This is a genomic window from Cellvibrio japonicus Ueda107, assembly GCF_000019225.1.
In the GTDB taxonomy this organism is placed as follows: Bacteria; Pseudomonadota; Gammaproteobacteria; order Pseudomonadales; family Cellvibrionaceae; genus Cellvibrio; species Cellvibrio japonicus.
The window spans coordinates 3714900-3732891 of the sequence record NC_010995.1 but is presented as its reverse complement, the minus strand read 5'-3'; the positions used below and the strand labels follow the sequence as shown (position 1 = coordinate 3732891).

Genomic DNA, 17992 nt, shown 5'->3' with positions numbered 1-17992 from the left:
TGCGCGCGGCACTGCCGCGCTTGAAAGCAAGGGGCTTCTTATGGATATGTCTGCCGTTACCCTTGAGGTGATAGGGGGTATAGGCCTGTTCTTACTCGGTATGAGTTTGATGACCGAGGGGCTGAAAAGCCTGGCAGGTGAACCTGTGCGTAAAGCCTTGATGCGTTTTACGCGCAGTCCTTCCAGCGGTGTGATGACGGGTATTCTCGCCACTATCGTCACCCAATCTTCCAGTGCAACCATCATTATCACGGTCGGCTTTGTCGGCGCGGGTATGCTTGCCTATTCCCAGGCCCTGGGCGTGGTGTTGGGAGCCAGTGTCGGCACCACCTTTACCGGCTGGATGGTGGCCATCATCGGTTTCAAGCTCAAGCTGGCGACTATCGCATCCCCCCTGATTTTTATCGGAGCCTTTTTGCGCCTGTTTGGCGGTAGCCGTCGCTCGGGATTGGCGTTTGCGCTGGCCGGGTTTGGTTTGGTGTTTGTGGGGATCGACAGCCTGCAATCGGGCATGGCGGGTTTGCAGGAAAAGGTCGACCTGGGTTTTGTACCCGCCGATCATTTGTGGGGCAAACTGGTGTTGATGGTGGTGGGAACCGCGTTTACCCTGCTGACCCAATCCTCGACGGCCGGAGTGATTTCGGCCCTGGCGGCATTGCATAGCGGTGTCATTAACTTCGAACAGGCGGCCGCGTTGGTCGTGGGTATGAATGTCGGCACTACCTTTACCTCGGCGATAGCGACTATCGGCGGCAATGTCCATGTGCGTCGCACCGGGTTTTCCCATGTGGTGTTCAATACCATTGTCAGCGGTTGTGCGCTTTTCCTGATTACCCCCTATATACAGCTTTGGCATCTCTGCTTTCCCGATACACCCCAGGCAGAATTGGCCCTGGTGGCCTTCCATACACTGTTCAACCTGGTGGGTGTCCTGATCATCCTGCCGTTTATCGGTTACTACGCGCGCTTTATAGCGCGTCTCTTTCCCGAGCGCGGTGGAGATGAAAAACCACTGCTGGACACCAGTCTGCTTAAATATCCCGAGTTGGCATTGACGGAAGTGAGCCGGGTATTGGCTCAGCAAATGCTGCCCTTGGTGCAACAGATCGCTTACATCCTCGGACAATCTCCACGCCCGGTCTCTTTAGCACACACCGGGCGCACCCTTAACGAGGCCAAGGCCTATATTGACCAGATTCACCTGGATAGCAGTGATGGAAAGGATTGGACCCGGCTGCTGAGCAGTATCCACCTGCTCGACCATATGCAGCGCCTGCACGAGCGCTGCCAGAATGCCCAGGCTGTGATAGTGCTGCACGGAGAAGATCAGCTGACCTCTGCTAAACAGGTCTTGATGACCCTGACCCAGGCGCTGGTCGAAAGCCGTCCGCTGGCACCTGACCAGGCCGGGTTACTGGTTGGGCAACTGCAAACCCAGGAGCAACATTTACGCGAGCTAACCATGCAGCAAGTGGCCACCGGGAGCCTGTCGCTGGATACCGGTGTCAGCCGTATGGAAACCGCGCGCTGGATGCATCGTGTCGGCACCCACCTGGTGCGCATTTATCAATATCTGGGCGTTATGGCACAGACGGGCACTGCCTCCGAGGCACCGCACGGATGAACGGGCAGTGTATACTGCCGCCCCTTTATAGCCAGCCGGTGCGCCATTGTGCGGGGCGCCGGAACAGATTGCCGGAATAACAAGAGAGGCGCCCATGACCCCATTAAACAATGATCGATTCCTGCGAGCGCTCTTGCGTCAGCCGGTGGATGTGACGCCGGTATGGATGATGCGCCAGGCTGGCCGCTACCTGCCGGAGTACCGCGCTACCCGCGCTCGCGCCGGGGATTTTATGGGGCTGTGTACCAACCCTGAGTTAGCCTGTGAAGTCACCCTGCAACCCCTGGAGCGCTATCCGCTCGATGCGGCCATTCTCTTTTCCGACATCCTCACCATTCCCGATGCCATGGGGCTCGGCCTGTATTTTGAAACCGGCGAGGGACCCAAATTCCACAAGGCAGTGCGCACTGAGGCGGATGTCAATGCACTCAAGGTGATCAATCCCGAGCAGGATTTGCCCTATGTCGTCAATGCAGTAAAGACCATCCGCCGCGAACTCAATGGCCGCGTCCCCCTGATCGGTTTTTCCGGCAGCCCCTGGACACTGGCCACCTATATGATTGAAGGCGGTTCCAGCCGCGATTTCAGGCGCGCGAAGGAAATGCTCTACAACCAGCCGGAGGTCATGCATCGGTTACTGGACGTATTGGCCGAATCGGTGATTGTCTACCTCAACGCCCAAATCCGTGCCGGTGCGCAGGCTGTGCAGATTTTTGATACCTGGGGCGGTGCGCTGTCGCACAATGCCTATCGGGAGTTTTCCCTGAAATACATGGAAAAGATTGTCGCTGGCTTGATCGGCGAACATGAAGGACGCCAGGTGCCGGTCATCCTGTTTACCAAAGGCGGAGGCCAATGGCTTGACGCTATGGCTGACACGGGTGCTACAGCGCTGGGGCTGGACTGGACCACCGATATAGCCGCCGCCCGCGCCCGCGTCGGCAACCGGGTCGCCCTGCAAGGCAATATGGACCCGGGCATTCTCTACGCCTCGCCCGAGCGCATCCGCGCCGAGGTGGGCAATATCCTCGCTGCCTATGGGCAGGGCTCCGGCCATATTTTTAACCTGGGACATGGCATTACCCCCGAAGTCGATCCCGAACATGCGGGCGCTTTTATCCGTGCGGTACATGATCTGTCTGCCCAATACCATACCGCTGGGTAACTGGTTGTCGGCGCCAGTCTGCCCAGTCTGGTGTCGCCTCTTTTTCTTGATTACACTCTGCCGATAAAAACCCTGAAATCGCCGGGGTGAATACACTTGGATAGGCCATAAACGGTTTAGTGAATAGATTCAGATAACGATTGTCCTTTTTCTGTTATTGTCTGGCGTTAAATTGCCGCACCGGCATCGGCACATGGGGAAGTAAGTATCGTGGGAATTAAACAGGTTAAAGTGGATGTCAATGAGTTAACCATCGGCATGTTTGTGTCCGGCCTGGATCGCCCCTGGTCACAGACGCCTTTTCCCCTGCAGGGGTTTTACCTGCGCGATCTGGGCGAGATCAACCAGCTCAAAGCCCTGTGCCATTATGTGTTTATCGATATTGAAAAGGGGCGAGGCCCTATAGCGGCCAACCTCAAAACCCTGGCCCCCGCCAAATCCAAACCCGTATCACGCGAGCGCGCCTCCTCGTACAGTGACCCTGTGGCTCCCCTCAAAATCCAGCGCGGCCTCTACCGCGAGGTCGAGCCTTTGCAAAAAGAGGTCAAGCGCGCGCGGGCTCTACACCAGAAGGTCTATGACGCTGTTGTTGAAGTGGTGAAACAGCTCGAAGAAAACCAGTGGGAAGGCTCTTCATTGGGAGAAACCAAGCGTGTCGCCAGTGAAATGGTGGATAGTGTATTGCGCAACCCGGATGCCTTTACCTGGTTATCGCGGGTGCAGGAAAAAGACGAATATACCTACAGCCATGCGGTGCGCTCATCGGTCTGGGCTATTTTATTCGGACGTCATATCGGCTTGCCCAAACGCGACCTGGATGTATTGGCCATGGGCGTCCTGCTCAAGGATGTGGGCAAGGTGCAATTGGATGCAAGCCTGTTGGCCAAGGTGGAGCGCAGCCCGGAAGAAGAGCGCGAATATGAAACCTTTGTGGAGCGGGGCTGCGATATTTTGCGCAAAACCCCGGGTATGGAGCCACGGGTTATCAGTGTGGTTAAAACCCATTGCGAGCGGCTGAACGGCAGTGGTTTTCCGCAGGGGCTATCGGGCGATAAGATTCCCCTGCTGGGTAAGATTGCCGGCATAGTGACTTACTACGATTACGTAACCAATCCGCGCGGCTCGCGCCATCCTATTGCCCCCTCCAAAGCCGTCGCCAAACTCTATGAGCTGCGCAATATCCAGTTCCAGGAGGAGTTGGTAGTTGAATTCATTCGCGCTATTGGCCTGTATCCCACCGGAACCCTGGTGGAGCTGAGTACGGGTGAAGTGGCTGTCGTGGTTGAGCAGAACTTCGAGCGTCGCCTGAAACCCAAGGTGATCGTGGTGCTGGATAGTTACAAGCAGCCGATAGAGGAATACCTGCTGCTGGATTTATCCGAAGATGACAAGCGCAAGCAGGCGCTGCTGGATTCCGGTAAGAAAACCCGCTACGAGATTGAGAAAATTGAAATCGCCCGCGACCTGGAGCCGGGCAGTTACGATGTGGATATCGCCGGTATCCGCGATCACTATTTGATGAAAACGGAAAAAAAAGGTCTAATGGCGCTGCTGAGCAAGCTAACATCCAAAAGCTGATAGGTTCAGGCAAGTACCATCCGGATGACCAAAAACCAGAGCATTGGCTCTGGTTTTTTTATGCAGGAATGGTGGGGATTCGCTCCAGGCAAAGGTCGCATGACCGATAAGTCGCAACACCTGGCAACGCTATTGTTATCTTAAGAGAGTCTTTTTATGTTTGAGTGGATTTACAGCCCCGAAGCCTGGGTTGCCCTGGCGACCTTGACGGCCCTGGAGATTGTCCTGGGCATCGACAACATTATTTTCATTTCCATCCTGGTTGGCCGATTGCCCGAACACCAGCGCAAGTTTGCGCGCACAGTGGGTTTGGGGCTGGCCATGCTGACGCGTTTGGCGCTGCTGTTTTCACTGGCGTGGGTAATGGGATTAACCGATCCACTGTTTAGTCTTTTTAATCACGAGGTATCGGGGCGCGATATTATTTTGATCGGCGGTGGTTTATTCCTGATCGCCAAGGCGACCCATGAAATTCACGGCAGCCTGGAGGGAACCCCCGAAGAAGCGCGCAGTGTGACATCCAACGGGCTGATGATGGTACTGGTGCAAATTGCGATACTGGATATTGTCTTTTCGCTTGACTCAGTAATCACGGCCGTAGGCCTGGTATCGCAAGTACCCATTATGGCTATCGCCATTATTATCGCGGTGGGCGTCATGCTGTTTGCCGCCAAACCGATCGGTGATTTTGTGGATGACCATCCCACCATTAAAATCCTGGCGCTGTCATTCCTGGTCGTCGTTGGTTTCACACTGATGATCGAAGGCTTCGAAGTCCATGTACCCAAAGGCTATATCTACTTCGCCATGGCATTCTCCCTCGGTGTCGAAATGATCAACATCAAAATGCGTAAAAATATGCAGAAGCCGGTGGAATTGCGTAAGGAATACAAAGAAGAGATTAATGAATAGTTTGAGCTGGAAGCTAACAAAAAGGCCGATCGATTGATCGGCCTTTTTGTTATTGGGTGCTGCAAAAAATTATTTTCTCCTGCCCATAATTTCGCCCATTTGGGTGGGGGTTCCCGCCTGGTATTTTTTGCTCCATTCAATTTTATCTTTGGCAAATAACATAATGGCGGTAGAGCCGAGCTTGAAACGGCCCATTTCATCGCCTTTTTTCAGCTGGATATTTTGATAGGGATAGTGGGAGGTAGCGATTTCGCGGCTGGCGAAGGGGGCTACCTGGCCATCCCAGACGGTTTCGATACCGGCGACGATCATGGCGCCGACTAACACAACCGCCATAGGGCCTATGTCGGTATCGAAAATGGCAACGGAGCGCTCGTTGCGGGCAAACAGGCGCGGGACGTTTTCAGCGGTGACGGTGTTGACCGAAAACAACTCGCCCGGCACGCTGACCATCGTGCGCAGTTTGCCGCCATAGGGCATGTGTACGCGGTGATAGTCGCGCGGCGACAGGTAAACGGTGGCGAATTGTCCATCGGCAAACTCGGTGGCCAGTTCGCTATCGCCGAGTAGTTCTTCTACCGAGTAGTCCTGCCCTTTGGCTTGGAAAATTCGCCCGGCTTCAATGGGGCCCAATTGGCTGATGGCGCCGTCGGCAGGGCAAACAATCGAGAACGGATTAGTATCTACCGGGCGCGCATCGGGTTTTAGCGCACGGGTGAAGAAATCATTAAAGCTGGGATAGGCAAGCGGGTTTTCTTCGGCGGCCAGGCTCATATCGACCTGATAGCGTTTTACGAACCAACGGATAAAGGTATTTTTGATCAGGCCTATCTCGGTTGCGGCAAGCCAGCCGGCTGCCCGGGAGAGGGCATGTTGGGGAACCAGGTGTTGCAGCTTGATAAACAGCTTGTCGTTCATAGGTGTGTCGCTTTGTTTTGATCATGCCCGCACAAGGCGGGTCGGGGCGGCAATACTAGCAAAATCTGCCGGGCTGTTGGTTTCCAATCGTTGGCGGCGGAGGCTTTATCAATTGATAACATGCTTGCCAGTGCATATCGGGCCGGGAGTAAATCTGCTTGAATGCTGGTCTCTGTTACTTATCACTGTGGTCCGGGAGGATTTTAAAATGGTCAGGGTTGTTTCCGTTCGTTTTTTGCTGTTGGCCTTGGGCTGGTGTTTGATGTTATGGATGCCGGCAAGCTTTGCCCATGAGGGCCATACCCATACACCGGTCAATATGAAATCTGCGTTGGAGCTGGCGCTGAAAACAGCTGACGACTATACACGGGCAGCACCTCCGTTTGCAGCGGAGCCCCTCGCTGCTTCGTGGCGAGGTTTGCCGCAATCCGCGGCGAGCCTGGTGGAAAACGGTATCGGGTATTACCGGGTGCAGGTTGTTAATACCGCTACTGCCGAGTTGTTGCTGCTCAAGATTACCCTGGATGGCGATATAGCAACGGCAGAATTGGAACCCCTGGGCGCCGATAATTAACCCATTTATCCATTCAATCCGGTCAGCCTGGTTGTTGATATATGAGAAGCATTTTAATGCGTGATAATCCGTGGCGCGCAAATAAGCCTTTGATTGGAAAGACATATTATTTTTATGGACGGGTTCAGGTTTTTCTTCATTTAATATTTGACAGCGCTGTCAAATTGATCAAAAAATTGCCAGGTTCAGTAGTTCACTTGTCCTTGGATGAGACCCCGGGGTAACCCGGGGTGATATTTAAGGCGCCATAACGATAACAAATGATCTTTGTGCTTCTCTCAGGTTTTCGGCCCGCTTGTCCGGGTTGCTGGTGACCGGGCACTTGGACAGGAGTACTGAAACTCTCTATCCCAGGCTAGTCCTGTGGGTGTCGGAGATTGCCACCGGTGCGGTTTGGCTGGCGGTGATTGTCTTGTTTTTCGGTTGAGTGAGGATACATAAATGAATAACAAGTTCGTAAAAATGGGTGGCATGGGAGCCCTGTTGTTGGCTTTTTCCGCCCTGAGTTTTGGTCATGGTTTTGTCGACAGCCCCGGTGCCCGCAATTACTTTTGCGGCGCTGTTACCAAGCCGGATCATGTGATGAATGGCGTGGCTCGCTACCCCGAGTGTGCCGGCGCTTTCGCCAATGATTTTAACGGGGGCTACTCCTACATGAGTGTGCTTACCCATCACCAGGGCCGCAAAGTCCTGGGGCCTGTTGCAAGAAATGTGTGTGGCTTTGATAGCGAAACCTGGAACGGTGGTAAAACGCCCTGGGATAACGCCATTAACTGGCCAGTCAACAATATCAATTCCGGTACCCTGACCTTCTCCTGGGATATCAGCAATGGCCCGCACTTTGATGACACCTCGGATTTCCGCTACTGGATTACCAAACCCGGCTTTGTGTATCAGGTTGGCAGGGAATTGACCTGGGCGGATTTTGAGGACCAGCCCTTCTGTGACCTGGCCTATAACGACGATAATCCGGGAGCCTATCCCAATGTGCGGGCGGACAAGCCCAATACCCATTTCCATACCACCTGTACGGTACCGGCACGCACGGGCCGCCATGTGATTTATGCGGAGTGGGGTCGTGAGCCACCCACCTATGAGCGCTTCCACGGTTGTATTGACGTGCAGATTGGCGGTGGTAGCAACAGCTCTGTCCCGGTGAGTTCTTCCAGCTCTTCTCGCAGCAGCTCAAGCAGCAGCCTTGCGCCCAGCTCATCCAGTCGCTCAAGCAGCTCCTCCTCCAGTGTGTCATCAAGCCGCTCTTCCAGTTCCAGCGTGGTATCGAGCAGTTCATCCAGTCGTCCAGCGTCGTCCTCTTCATCATCGACCGGTGGAAGTACGGAATACTGCAACTGGTACGGTTGGCAGGTGGCCATTTGTAAAAACACCACCAGTGGCTGGAGTAATGAGAATCAGCAGACCTGTATAGGTCGTGATACCTGTAACGCCCCTCGCTAACCCGGGGTATTCACAGGTTGATTCGCCACCGGCAGTGTTGGGTTGCTGCCGGTGTTTTTGGTTGATATCTGTGTGGAGTTATTTGTGAGTCAGCAATCCTCACCCAATCCTCTGCCCTGGTGGTTGCCGCTGTTGGTTGTGCCACTCTTGTGTGTTGCGGTTTATGTGCAGTTTGGTCGGGAGCCTGCTGAGCCAGCAGGTGATGTGCGTGCGATACCGCCGGTGGCTGCACCTGTGTCCCGCGACCTCAAGCGCGACAGTACGGGATATTCCGCCCCCCGGGAAAAGCGGGGAACGACAAGTACCAATACGGCCGGCAACACCGATAAGGCGTCGCCAATCCCTGTCGTGCCGGACCCGGAAATGGCCAGGGTTGCGGTGCACAGCGTGGAAAATACCGTCTATGAGCGCGCCACCCGCCTGTTTGAGGCAGAATCGGTCGATGTGACCTGGGCCAGCGATTACGAACAGCAATTGCGCGATATGTTTGCCCGTCACTACGGTTTGCAGCGTGTCAGTGTGAATACCATCAACTGCCATACCAGCATGTGTCGCATCGAGGTGTTTACCCCGCGCGATGCCGATGCCGATTTTTTTACCGCCATGTTTTACGATGGCCTGGCCAATTTTCGCGAGGGGGCGCTTAAGGCAGAAGCGGCGATTACCCGACGCATGGAGGTCGGTATGACCTCGGTCTATGTCGCGCGCAAAGACTACGCCCTGGGGTTTTATTGAACCGACCGGCTATCTGCCTGTGGTATCTTGGGCGCCTGAATTGATTTGAGGTGTCCCGTGCTGCAATACCAGATTATTCCCGTTACCCACTACCAGCAAAACTGTACCTTGCTCTGGTGCGACCAGACGCGCGAGGCCGCGGTGGTTGATCCCGGTGGCGATGTGGCGCGGATCCTGGCGGAAGTGGAGCGCTTGCAGCTTAAGCTCACCCAGATTTTGCTCACCCACGGCCACCTCGATCATGTGGGCGGCACGGCGGCCCTGGTTCAATTGCGGCAACTGCCGGTAATAGGCCCCCATCAGGACGATATGTTCTGGATCGGTATGCTGTCCCAGCAGGCGCAAATGATGGGCTTTGCCCCTGTGGCCAATTTTACCCCTGACCGTTTTCTGCACGAGGGCGATAAGGTGATGGTTGGCCAGGCGGAGCTGGAGGTATTCCATTGTCCCGGGCATACCCCGGGCCATGTGGTGTTTTTCTGCCGTGAGGCAGGGCTGGCCCAGGTGGGTGACGTACTGTTCCAGGGCTCGGTGGGGCGCAGTGATTTTCCGCGCGGCAACCACCAGCAACTGGTGGATTCGATCCGCACCAAACTGTTTCCCCTGGGGGATGCGGTGAAATTCATTCCCGGTCATGGTCCCATGTCCAGCTTCGGGCAGGAGCGCCGCACCAATCCCTTTGTGGCGGATAAGCACTATGGCTGAGTCCCGGGTATATGAGTCTGCTGCCTCACCGGGTTTTGCCTATACCCTGAAGCGTTCGGCCAAACGCCGCAGCCTTTGTATTGAAGTAAAACAGGCACAGGTGATCCTGCGGGCGCCCATGGGGGTTGCCGAGTCGGTAGCGGTGGGTTTCCTGCGCCAGAAAGCGGCGTGGGTGATGCGCAAAATCCAGGAGCAATCCAGCCAACTGGCCGTGCAGCCGCGTGAACGCGAATACGCGTCGGGATCAACCTTGCCCTACCTGGGGCAATCCCTGCGCCTGGTGATTGGCTATGGCACCCGTAGCGCCGTGGCCCGTGTAGACGATGCCCTGCATCTGCTCTTATCCAACCGCTCGCGCCAGCCTTTGCCGGTGCAGATTCGCCAGGCGCTGGAGCGCTGGTACCAGCAGCAGGCACTGGCGCTGCTGACACGCAAAACCCTGGCGCTGTGCGAGCGTATGGGGCTGGTTTGCAACCAGGTCAATATTCGCGCAACCCGCTCCAAGTGGGGCCATTGCACCAGCCGCGGTGTCATCCAATACAATTGGCATATACTGCTGGCCCCTGAGGCGGTAGTGGATTATCTTGTCGCCCACGAAGTTTGCCACCTGCGTCACCACAACCACAGCCCCGCCTTCTGGGCGCTGGTTGCCAGTGTTTGCCCCGAATACGCAACGCTGCGTCACTGGTTGAAGCAGGAGGGGGCGGGGCTTCACCTGTAGGTGGGGCCGGCCTGTGCAGGATCATCAGCAATCAAAAAGGTAACGAGCCATGAGTGAACAGGTTGAACCCCTGAGTGATGACCTGGATGAAAACCTCGACCGGTTTATTGTCGAAGCCCTGGAGCGCGGTTGTGTCTGGGGTTTGCAAGGCAGTGAGGGCTGGGCGCTGTGTGCATCCGAGGAACACGACGACATGGATGTGATGCCTTTCTGGTCGCAGGAGTCCTTTGCAAGGGTACACTGTGTCGACGATTGGGCCGGTTATACCCCGGCGGCTATCGACCTGGGTGAATTTCTGGAAGAGTGGCTGCCCGGTATGCACGAGGACCTGCTGTTAGTCGGTGTCAACTGGAACCAGGAGCTGGATGGCGACGAGATGGAGCCGATTGATTTGCTCGAGGAGTTCGAGACCGAAATGGGCGATTAAGCGCCGGCGTCGGGAGTGTCTTCTCCGGTATCACCAGGAAGCCCGATATCGCCAAATAAATAGTCGTGCAGAATATCCACCTCATGGTGTTTGACATAGGCCGTCAGTTCGCTGAGGGATGGATAGGTGGGCGTCATGCGATACCAGTGGACATTATCCGGGGCCTTGCAGGCGAGGATATACTCGACCGGGCCCGGCACCCACTGGCGCGAGAGCAGGCTGAATACACGGGGATGTAACTGGAGTATCTGCAAGCCGAAGTCGAGGCATAAACGGGTGAGCAGTGGATAGCGGGTCTCCTCCCGATCCAGCAGGCGAATGACCCTGGCACCCTGTAGTTGCTCGTCATTGAGACGGGTGTAGCGCGGCGGTTGATGCATGGCAATTGTTATGGGCACGCTGGTCGACAGGTGCGCGGATTAGAGCATAAATCAGCCGCGCCACCAGTGGCTGAAATCACAAAACATGATGGATTCCAACAAGATGATAAATTCTGCTTTGCGGTCTTACCTGCGCCTTTCCTGCCTGGCGCTGTTCGCGGTGGTCCTGGCCGGTTGTGCCGCACTCCAGCCCCGGCTGGAGCAGCCGGAGGTCAAAGTGGCCGGACTGCGCCTCCTGCCTGCGCAGGGCTTTACCCAGCCGATCGAAGTCAGCTTGCTGATTGCCAATCCCAACGACCGCGACCTCAGCTTGCGCGGTATTGCCTACACCATCGGTATTGAAAATTACGATGTACTCAGCGGTGTCAGCAATGATTTGCCGTTGCTCAAGGCTTATCAGGAAACACCGCTCAAGGTGGTAGTGACTGCCAATGTATTGCAACTGGTGCGCCTGCTGGAGCATTTCGGCCGCACCGGTTTGCGCGAAGATGTGAACTACAACTTTAAGGCCCGCCTGGATTTCAGTGCCTGGTTGCCTGCCCTCAATGTGGAAGAAAAGGGCAGCATCCCACTGGCCAATAAATAAGGCACAGGCAGCGTTTTGCCCGGTGCACCATCCAGCCCGTTATTTTGTTGTTAACGCCTATCAGGACTAGTAATGACCGAAATACCTGTACTACCGGAAGCTGAAGAGCGTATCTCGCTCAAAGACTACACAGAAAAAGCCTACCTCGATTACTCCATGTACGTGATCCTCGACCGCGCGCTGCCCCATATCGGCGACGGTCTCAAGCCCGTGCAGCGGCGCATTGTCTATGCGATGAGTGAATTGGGTTTAAAGGCCAGTGCCAAATACAAAAAATCCGCGCGCACCGTGGGTGATGTGATCGGTAAATTCCATCCCCATGGCGACTCTGCCGCCTATGAAGCCATGGTGCTGATGGCGCAGCCCTTCTCCTATCGCTACACCCTGGTGGATGGCCAGGGCAACTGGGGGTCGCCCGATGACCCCAAATCCTTTGCGGCCATGCGTTACACCGAATCGCGCCTCACCAAATACAGTGAAGTGCTGCTGGATGAACTTGGCCAGGGCACAGTGGATTGGCAGCCCAACTTCGACGGCACCCTGGACGAGCCCACGGTATTTCCCGCGCGCGTACCCAATTTATTGTTGAACGGCACCACCGGTATTGCGGTGGGTATGGCGACGGATATTCCGCCGCACAATTTGCGCGAAGTGGTCAACGCCTGCGTCCATTTGCTCGATAACCCCCAGGCCAGTGTTACTGACCTGTGCCAGTTTGTCCTGGGCCCGGATATGCCCACCGAGGCGGAAATTATTTCGCCGCGCGATGAGCTGATCAAAATGTACGAAACCGGGCGCGGCAGTGTGCGCATGCGCGCGGTCTGGCAAAAAGACGAAGAGTCGGGCGATATCGTGATTACCGCGCTGCCACACCAGGTGAGCGGTGCCAAAATCCTGGAGCAAATCGCGGCGCAGATGCAGGCGAAAAAATTGCCCATGGTTGCCGACCTGCGCGATGAATCCGATCACGAAAACCCCACCCGCCTGGTGGTTGTGCCACGCTCCAACCGCGTTGACCTGGAGCAGGTGATGCAGCACCTGTTTGCGACGACTGAGCTGGAGCGCACCTATCGCGTCAATATGAACGTGATTGGTATCGACGGCCGCCCGGCGGTGAAATCACTCAGCAAGATCCTCGGTGAGTGGTTGAGTTTCCGCACTGTGACCACCCGTCGCCGCCTGCAATATCGCCTCGACAAGGTCGAGCGCCGCCTGCACCTGTTGCAGGGGTTGCTGATTGCCTTTTTGAACCTCGATGAAGTCATCCGCATCATTCGCGAGGAAGACGATCCCAAAGCCGAATTGATGAAGCGTTTTGGCCTTACAGAAGACCAAACCGAATACATCCTCGAAACCAAGCTGCGCCAATTGGCGCGTTTGGAAGAAATGAAAATCCGCGGTGAACAGTCCGACCTGGAAAAAGAGCGCGACCAACTGCAATCCGTCCTCGGCTCGGCGGTAAAACTGAAAAACCTGGTGCGCAAGGAATTGTTGCAAGCGGCAGAACAGTATGGCGATGACCGCCGCTCCCCGATTGTGGTGCGCGCCGAAGCCCAGGCACTCAGTGAAACAGAACTCATGAGTGTCGAGCCCATTACGGTGGTGATCTCCGACAAGGGCTGGATTCGCTCGGCCAAAGGCCATGATATAGATCCCACCGGACTCAGCTATAAAGCGGGCGACAGCTTCAAGTTTGCAGTGCATGGCAAGAGCAACCAAAACGTTATCCTGCTCGATTCCACCGGGCGCAGCTACGCAATTCCCGCGCACAACCTGCCGTCAGCGCGCGGCCAGGGCGAACCTTTGAGCGGCCGGATCAATCCTCCCAGTGGCGCCACGTTTGAGGGCGTACTCATGGGCGCGGATGACCAGCGGGTGCTGCTCGCCTCTGATGCCGGTTACGGTTTTATTGCCAAGCTGGATGACCTGGCCAGTAAAAATAAAAGCGGCAAGGCGCTGCTGACCCTGCCGGATAATGCGCAGGTATTGCCGCCGCAATTAATCAATGATCCCGCCCAGGCGTTGCTGGCTGCCGTCAGTAACGATGGCCGCCTGTTGGTCTTCCCGGTAACGGAATTGCCGGAGCTGGCGCGCGGTAAAGGCAACAAGATTATGAATATCCCTTCGGCACGTGCAGCGGCGCGCGAAGAGTTTGTGGTGGCCGTGAGTGTTATCCTGCCGGGCCAGGTGTTGACGCTCTATTCCGGCAAGCGCACCATCACGCTCAAGCTGGGTGATCTGGAACATTACAAAGGTGAGCGTGGTCGCCGTGGTAATAAACTGCCGCGCGGCTTCCAGAAAGTGGATAAAGCCGAGGTGAATGACAAGTAATAATGGCGCTCGGTCAAGGTGGGGTTTCCCCACCTTTTTTATTCTGTGTGAGCCAGTCCCAATAACCGATAACACGACAAACTCAATACATAACGGGATAGCCCCATGAGTCAGGACAAACGCAAATACGTTCGCACCCCGTTCGTCTGCCGTATCAAAATCCGGCACGACTCTATCGGGGAGCTATTGGTAAAAACCCGCGATATTTCCGATGGCGGTGTGTTTGTCGTGCTGGAGCCGGAGCAGATTCCGCCGGTGGGCACCCATGTCACCGGCCAGGTGCAAGGCTTGATGGATGATGCCCCGGTCCTGGAAATGGAGGTGGTGCGGGTAGAGCCCTCCGGTGTAGGGTTGCGTTTCGTGCAAGAGGTATAGGGTTGGTCGTTGCTGTTAATGCGTTCCGGTGCATTGATTCCGCGTAGAGGTACAGCGCTGGCATAACCGGGTAACGGAAGGAGTGCTTGTGTATAAACTCGTTTACAAAGGGGATTTTGTCGAAGGATTTGATGAAGATCAGATAATTGGCAATCTGGCTCAACTGTTACAGTTGAAGCCAAAAGTGGTACGCCTGATGTTTTTTTCCGGGCGTCCCAGCGTCATAAAATTACTCGATAATACGACAGAGGTGGAGCGTTGGCGCGCTGCCTTTGTGGATGCCGGTGTGCGCCTCCATAGTGTCAGCCTGGATGCCCCGGATGTGGGCAATATTGCCGATCAAATCGAGCTGGACCTGGAACTGCATGAACTGGAGGTTGATGATGAAGATGACCTGCCACAATTTCTGGTGCGCCGTGAGCCACAACCCGAGCCGGAACAAGAACCGTCCGGCTCTATTTTTACCCCGGTTCCCCTGACACCACCGGTACCGGTGCAACATCCTGTTGCCAAGGTACAGCCCCCTGCCACAACCTCCGATCAACCTGCACCTGCACCTGCACCTGCACCTGCACCTGCACCTGCACCTGCACCTGCACCTGCACCTGCACCTGCACCTGCACCTGCACCCAATGCATCTTCAGGAGAACCTGTTGTTACGCCTGTATTGGAAACCCTTGCATCGGCGCCGGGCGATAACACTGAATTGCGTGATGAGTTCGATTACGACGATGATGACTGGATTAAAAAACAGAAATGGCTAGCTGAATCGGAAGAAGAAGTAGAGCCACCGCCAACAGCGGAGGAGGCTGCCGAACTGGAGCGGGCAATCCATCGCCACAAAGCCTCGTTCCTGTGGGGAATGCTGGTGATCCTGCTGGCGATCAGCATCACTGCCGGCACCATACTGTGGCTCAAGCGGCCATTGTGGACACCGGTAGCCGCCAGCGAACAGGCATCGCAGCTGGCCAGTGCACTGGCATCGCCGTCGCTGTTTGGCCTGGCTTATTTGCATGTTGAGCGTATGCACCGTGTGAAGGACGACCAGCCGCGTACCCTGGCACATTTGCCCGGGCCTGAAAAAGAGTTTTGGGCGCGGATGGAAGCCGCCGGGATTGATCTGGGCAAACAAACCCGCGAGGCCTGGGTGGGCTTCTATGGACAACAGCAGCGCCTGCAGCCGCTATGGATATTGGAGGGGCAGTTCCAGCCGGTCGTGATCAAAGCCTGGTTGCAACAGCATTACCAGATTGAAGCAGACACGCCCCAGGGCATTATTTTTTCGGGTGTGGATATTCAACATTGTGAGCGCACACCGGTTAAATCGGCCTATATCAGCGAGCAGCGTCTGGTTATCGGCGCCCCGGAATTTGTCGCCATGTTTAATGGCCGCCTCGAAAGCCAGGCGCGCGCCGAAAAAGACCTCAGCGGCTGGCAGGACTGGAGCAAGGATAAAATGCTCGCGGCAGCCCTGTTCCATCCCGGCAATAGCCCCGAGCGCACCACCGCGATGGCGTTAAGCCGGTTATCGATAGATGCTGCACCGATCAGTGCTATTTATGCCGGACTTGAGCCGCGACTGTTTCCACCGGCGGTGGAATTCAGCAGTGCGTTAGCCAGCAGTGATGCACAAGCCATCCAGGCTATTCGCCAGCAGTTGAGCAACTCGCTGCAACAGGCCAGGCACACCCTGGCAGTCGATTGGCCGGAAACCTTACCGTTGTATGAGCGCCTGAGTGTGGGTGGCGATGAGTCCCATGTGGCGATTAATGCGCTGTTTGATGAGCAGGTACAGCAAGAGATCCAGCAGTGGATTAGCTCTCTGTTAGGCAAAGCCTTTTCGCCCCTGGGCCTTACCATGGAGGTTGCGCAGGAGCGGGTGGACGAGAGCCCACTGCTATTTGCCGATGTACCTGCGACGCCATTGGCGGATTTTGCCAGCGTTAAACATTTCAACCAGTCGTTTGTACCCCAGGTAGAAACCGGGCCGTTTGGACTGGCGATCAGCAGCCTGGAGCAAACTGACAATGGCGCGCTGCTTAATCTGGATGTGGCGGCGTTTAACCTGCCCAACCTCGGGCGTGAAACCGATTCGGTTAGCCTGCGTATTACCGATATTGCCGATGCCTATGGCAATAGTTTGCTCGCTACAACCGATTGCGCTACACAAAGTCTGCGGCAGGCGACGCCCATCAACCTGATTTACCAGGGCAATGTATTTGACCAGGGACAGCCAGTGGGTTTTGTCGGTTTGCAGGGCGGTAAGAAAATCCTGTTGCCCCCGACATTGGATTTAACCCGGGCAGGATTGATCAAGGGCGTGATTGAACATCGCCTGCCCACGCGGATTGAACGGCTCTCCCTGGCCCAACCCCTGGCCGGGCAGAAGATCGATGCCCAGGGCGTGTCTGTGCGTTTTCTCTCGGCGGGCCCCAGCCAATTGCATTTCCAGGTCGCGGGTAATACCGCGGCACTCTTGCACGTCAATGCCCTGAACGAAGCCGGTAAGGTCCTGGCCAGTAACAGTGCCTTGCGCGGTAGTAACCTGCTCGACCAGGGGAAAACCGTCACTATCGACTTCCAGGGCAAGGTCGCTGCGGTTGAACTTATCCTGGTGCGCGAACAGGTGTTGCAAACGCACGAATTTACCCTGGCGGGCATCTATCCGCCGGTGCGCGATTTCTCCATGGTGCTGCCTCCGCCGGAGGTATTTAGTGCAGAACAACTGCCCGCGCTGGAAAAAGATACGGCACCTGCCGTGAGTTTTCCCCACCAGGCACCGGCTAATTCCGTGATTGCTGGCCCAGTGTTAATTGCCGTGCATGAGCTATTGGCTCAGCCGCAAAATACGCTGGCATTGCGCGCGGATATTTACACGCGCAACAGCCATCCGCTGAGTCGCCAATTGGGTGCAGTGAGCATGGTGATTAGCGAGCTTGAGGATGGCTCAGGCAATTTGCACTCGGTGCATTACCAGAGTCCGATTGCCATGGATCACCAGGGGGGGTACTGGCTTAATGGCAATTACCAGACGGATCCCACCCAGCCCTGGTTGCGCGGTCTGTTGGAGATGCGCGCTGGCGATCTGCCGGTGGGCGATACGGTTGCCCTATGGGGCAAGCTGGTATTTAGCGCCGCCCAGGAGCCGGTTCCCATCCAATTGCCGTTCCGCTTCGGAATGCAATGGAATGCCAATGATGCTTTATTAAAATTACAGCGCGTTGAATCCGGTCGGTTGATCTTTGATATGGAGGGAAACTTGCCTTCGCTGATGGCCATTCGTGCGTTGAGCCTTGACGGTGAACTGGTGAGCCAGCCCGCGCAATTGCGTACGGTGTTTGGCAAACACAGGATTGAGCTGGACATCAAACAGATTCCCGCTACGATCGAATTCCAGACTGCGCGCGAGTTAACCACCCTGGAGGTTCCGGTGGAGCTGCGTGTCAATCCTTGAGGATTTTGGGGGGCCAGCTTCTCGTTGTGAGACGCTGTTGAGATGTTCAGTT

At 55.8% G+C, this 17992-nt stretch carries 16 protein-coding genes; 14 read left to right on the top strand and 2 right to left on the bottom strand.

Going from position 1 to position 17992, the window contains the following annotated elements; all coding sequences use genetic code 11:
* Positions 1–40: 40 nt before the first annotated feature.
* From CJA_RS15125 to CJA_RS15110, 4 genes are all read left to right on the top strand, one after another.
* Positions 41–1624 carry a Na/Pi cotransporter family protein gene (locus tag CJA_RS15125; RefSeq protein ID WP_012488722.1) on the top strand — a complete coding sequence of 528 codons (1584 nt, stop codon included), beginning with the start codon at positions 41–43 and terminating at the stop codon, positions 1622–1624.
* 94 nt (positions 1625–1718) lie between these two features.
* Positions 1719–2789: a uroporphyrinogen decarboxylase gene (gene hemE / locus CJA_RS15120; RefSeq protein WP_012488721.1), complete on the top strand. Its 1071-nt coding sequence runs from the start codon at positions 1719–1721 to the stop codon at positions 2787–2789.
* 210 nt (positions 2790–2999) lie between these two features.
* Positions 3000–4367, top strand: a complete 1368-nt coding sequence (locus CJA_RS15115; RefSeq protein ID WP_012488720.1) for a cyclic di-GMP phosphodiesterase — start codon at positions 3000–3002, stop codon at positions 4365–4367.
* Between the two features lie 156 nt (positions 4368–4523).
* Positions 4524–5279, top strand: a complete 756-nt coding sequence (locus CJA_RS15110) for a TerC family protein (RefSeq protein WP_012488718.1) — start codon at positions 4524–4526, stop codon at positions 5277–5279.
* A 69-nt stretch (positions 5280–5348) separates the two neighbouring features.
* Here CJA_RS15110 and asd read toward each other — a convergent pair whose 3' ends face one another.
* A complete protein-coding gene (gene asd / locus CJA_RS15105) occupies positions 5349–6197 on the bottom strand; it encodes an archaetidylserine decarboxylase (protein ID WP_012488717.1) in 849 nt (282 codons plus the stop codon).
* A 208-nt stretch (positions 6198–6405) separates the two neighbouring features.
* Here asd and CJA_RS15100 point away from each other — a divergent pair, with 208 nt between their 5' ends.
* The 6 genes from CJA_RS15100 to CJA_RS15075 all read left to right on the top strand — a co-directional run bounded on the left by CJA_RS15100 (position 6406) and on the right by CJA_RS15075 (position 10814).
* Complete coding sequence (locus CJA_RS15100) at positions 6406–6771, top strand: DUF6488 family protein (RefSeq protein ID WP_041551602.1); 366 nt, start codon at positions 6406–6408, stop codon at positions 6769–6771.
* A 441-nt stretch (positions 6772–7212) separates the two neighbouring features.
* The gene (locus tag CJA_RS15095) at positions 7213–8226 is read left to right on the top strand and encodes a lytic polysaccharide monooxygenase (RefSeq protein ID WP_012488716.1); all 1014 of its coding nucleotides are present in this window, start codon (positions 7213–7215) and stop codon (positions 8224–8226) included.
* Between the two features lie 84 nt (positions 8227–8310).
* Positions 8311–8961, top strand: coding sequence for a hypothetical protein (locus CJA_RS15090; protein ID WP_012488715.1), 651 nt, complete (start codon positions 8311–8313; stop codon positions 8959–8961).
* Between the two features lie 57 nt (positions 8962–9018).
* Entirely contained in the window at positions 9019–9666 is a 648-nt protein-coding gene (locus CJA_RS15085) for an MBL fold metallo-hydrolase (RefSeq protein ID WP_012488714.1), read from the top strand.
* Complete coding sequence (locus CJA_RS15080) at positions 9659–10387, top strand: M48 family metallopeptidase (protein ID WP_012488713.1); 729 nt, start codon at positions 9659–9661, stop codon at positions 10385–10387. The genes CJA_RS15085 and CJA_RS15080 overlap by 8 nt, the downstream gene beginning before the upstream one ends.
* A 49-nt stretch (positions 10388–10436) precedes the next feature.
* Positions 10437–10814 (top strand): DUF2750 domain-containing protein, encoded by a 378-nt coding sequence (locus CJA_RS15075; RefSeq protein ID WP_012488712.1) that lies wholly within the window; start codon positions 10437–10439, stop codon positions 10812–10814.
* On the opposite strand, the gene CJA_RS15070 is transcribed toward CJA_RS15075, so the two are convergent.
* Complete coding sequence (locus tag CJA_RS15070) at positions 10811–11212, bottom strand: hypothetical protein (RefSeq protein ID WP_012488711.1); 402 nt, start codon at positions 11210–11212, stop codon at positions 10811–10813. The genes CJA_RS15075 and CJA_RS15070 overlap by 4 nt on opposite strands.
* An 85-nt stretch (positions 11213–11297) precedes the next feature.
* Here CJA_RS15070 and CJA_RS15065 point away from each other — a divergent pair, with 85 nt between their 5' ends.
* The 4 genes from CJA_RS15065 (at position 11298) to CJA_RS15050 (ending at position 17940) form a co-directional block, all read left to right on the top strand.
* On the top strand, positions 11298–11780 hold the full coding sequence (locus CJA_RS15065; RefSeq protein WP_041551597.1) for an LEA/WHy family protein: 483 nt from the start codon (positions 11298–11300) through the stop codon (positions 11778–11780).
* 72 nt (positions 11781–11852) lie between these two features.
* Complete coding sequence (gene parC, locus CJA_RS15060) at positions 11853–14111, top strand: DNA topoisomerase IV subunit A (protein WP_012488709.1); 2259 nt, start codon at positions 11853–11855, stop codon at positions 14109–14111.
* 105 nt (positions 14112–14216) lie between these two features.
* Positions 14217–14486, top strand: a complete 270-nt coding sequence (locus CJA_RS15055; RefSeq protein ID WP_012488708.1) for a PilZ domain-containing protein — start codon at positions 14217–14219, stop codon at positions 14484–14486.
* 88 nt (positions 14487–14574) lie between these two features.
* The gene (locus CJA_RS15050) at positions 14575–17940 is read left to right on the top strand and encodes a hypothetical protein (RefSeq protein ID WP_041551596.1); all 3366 of its coding nucleotides are present in this window, start codon (positions 14575–14577) and stop codon (positions 17938–17940) included.
* Positions 17941–17992: the final 52 nt, after the last annotated feature.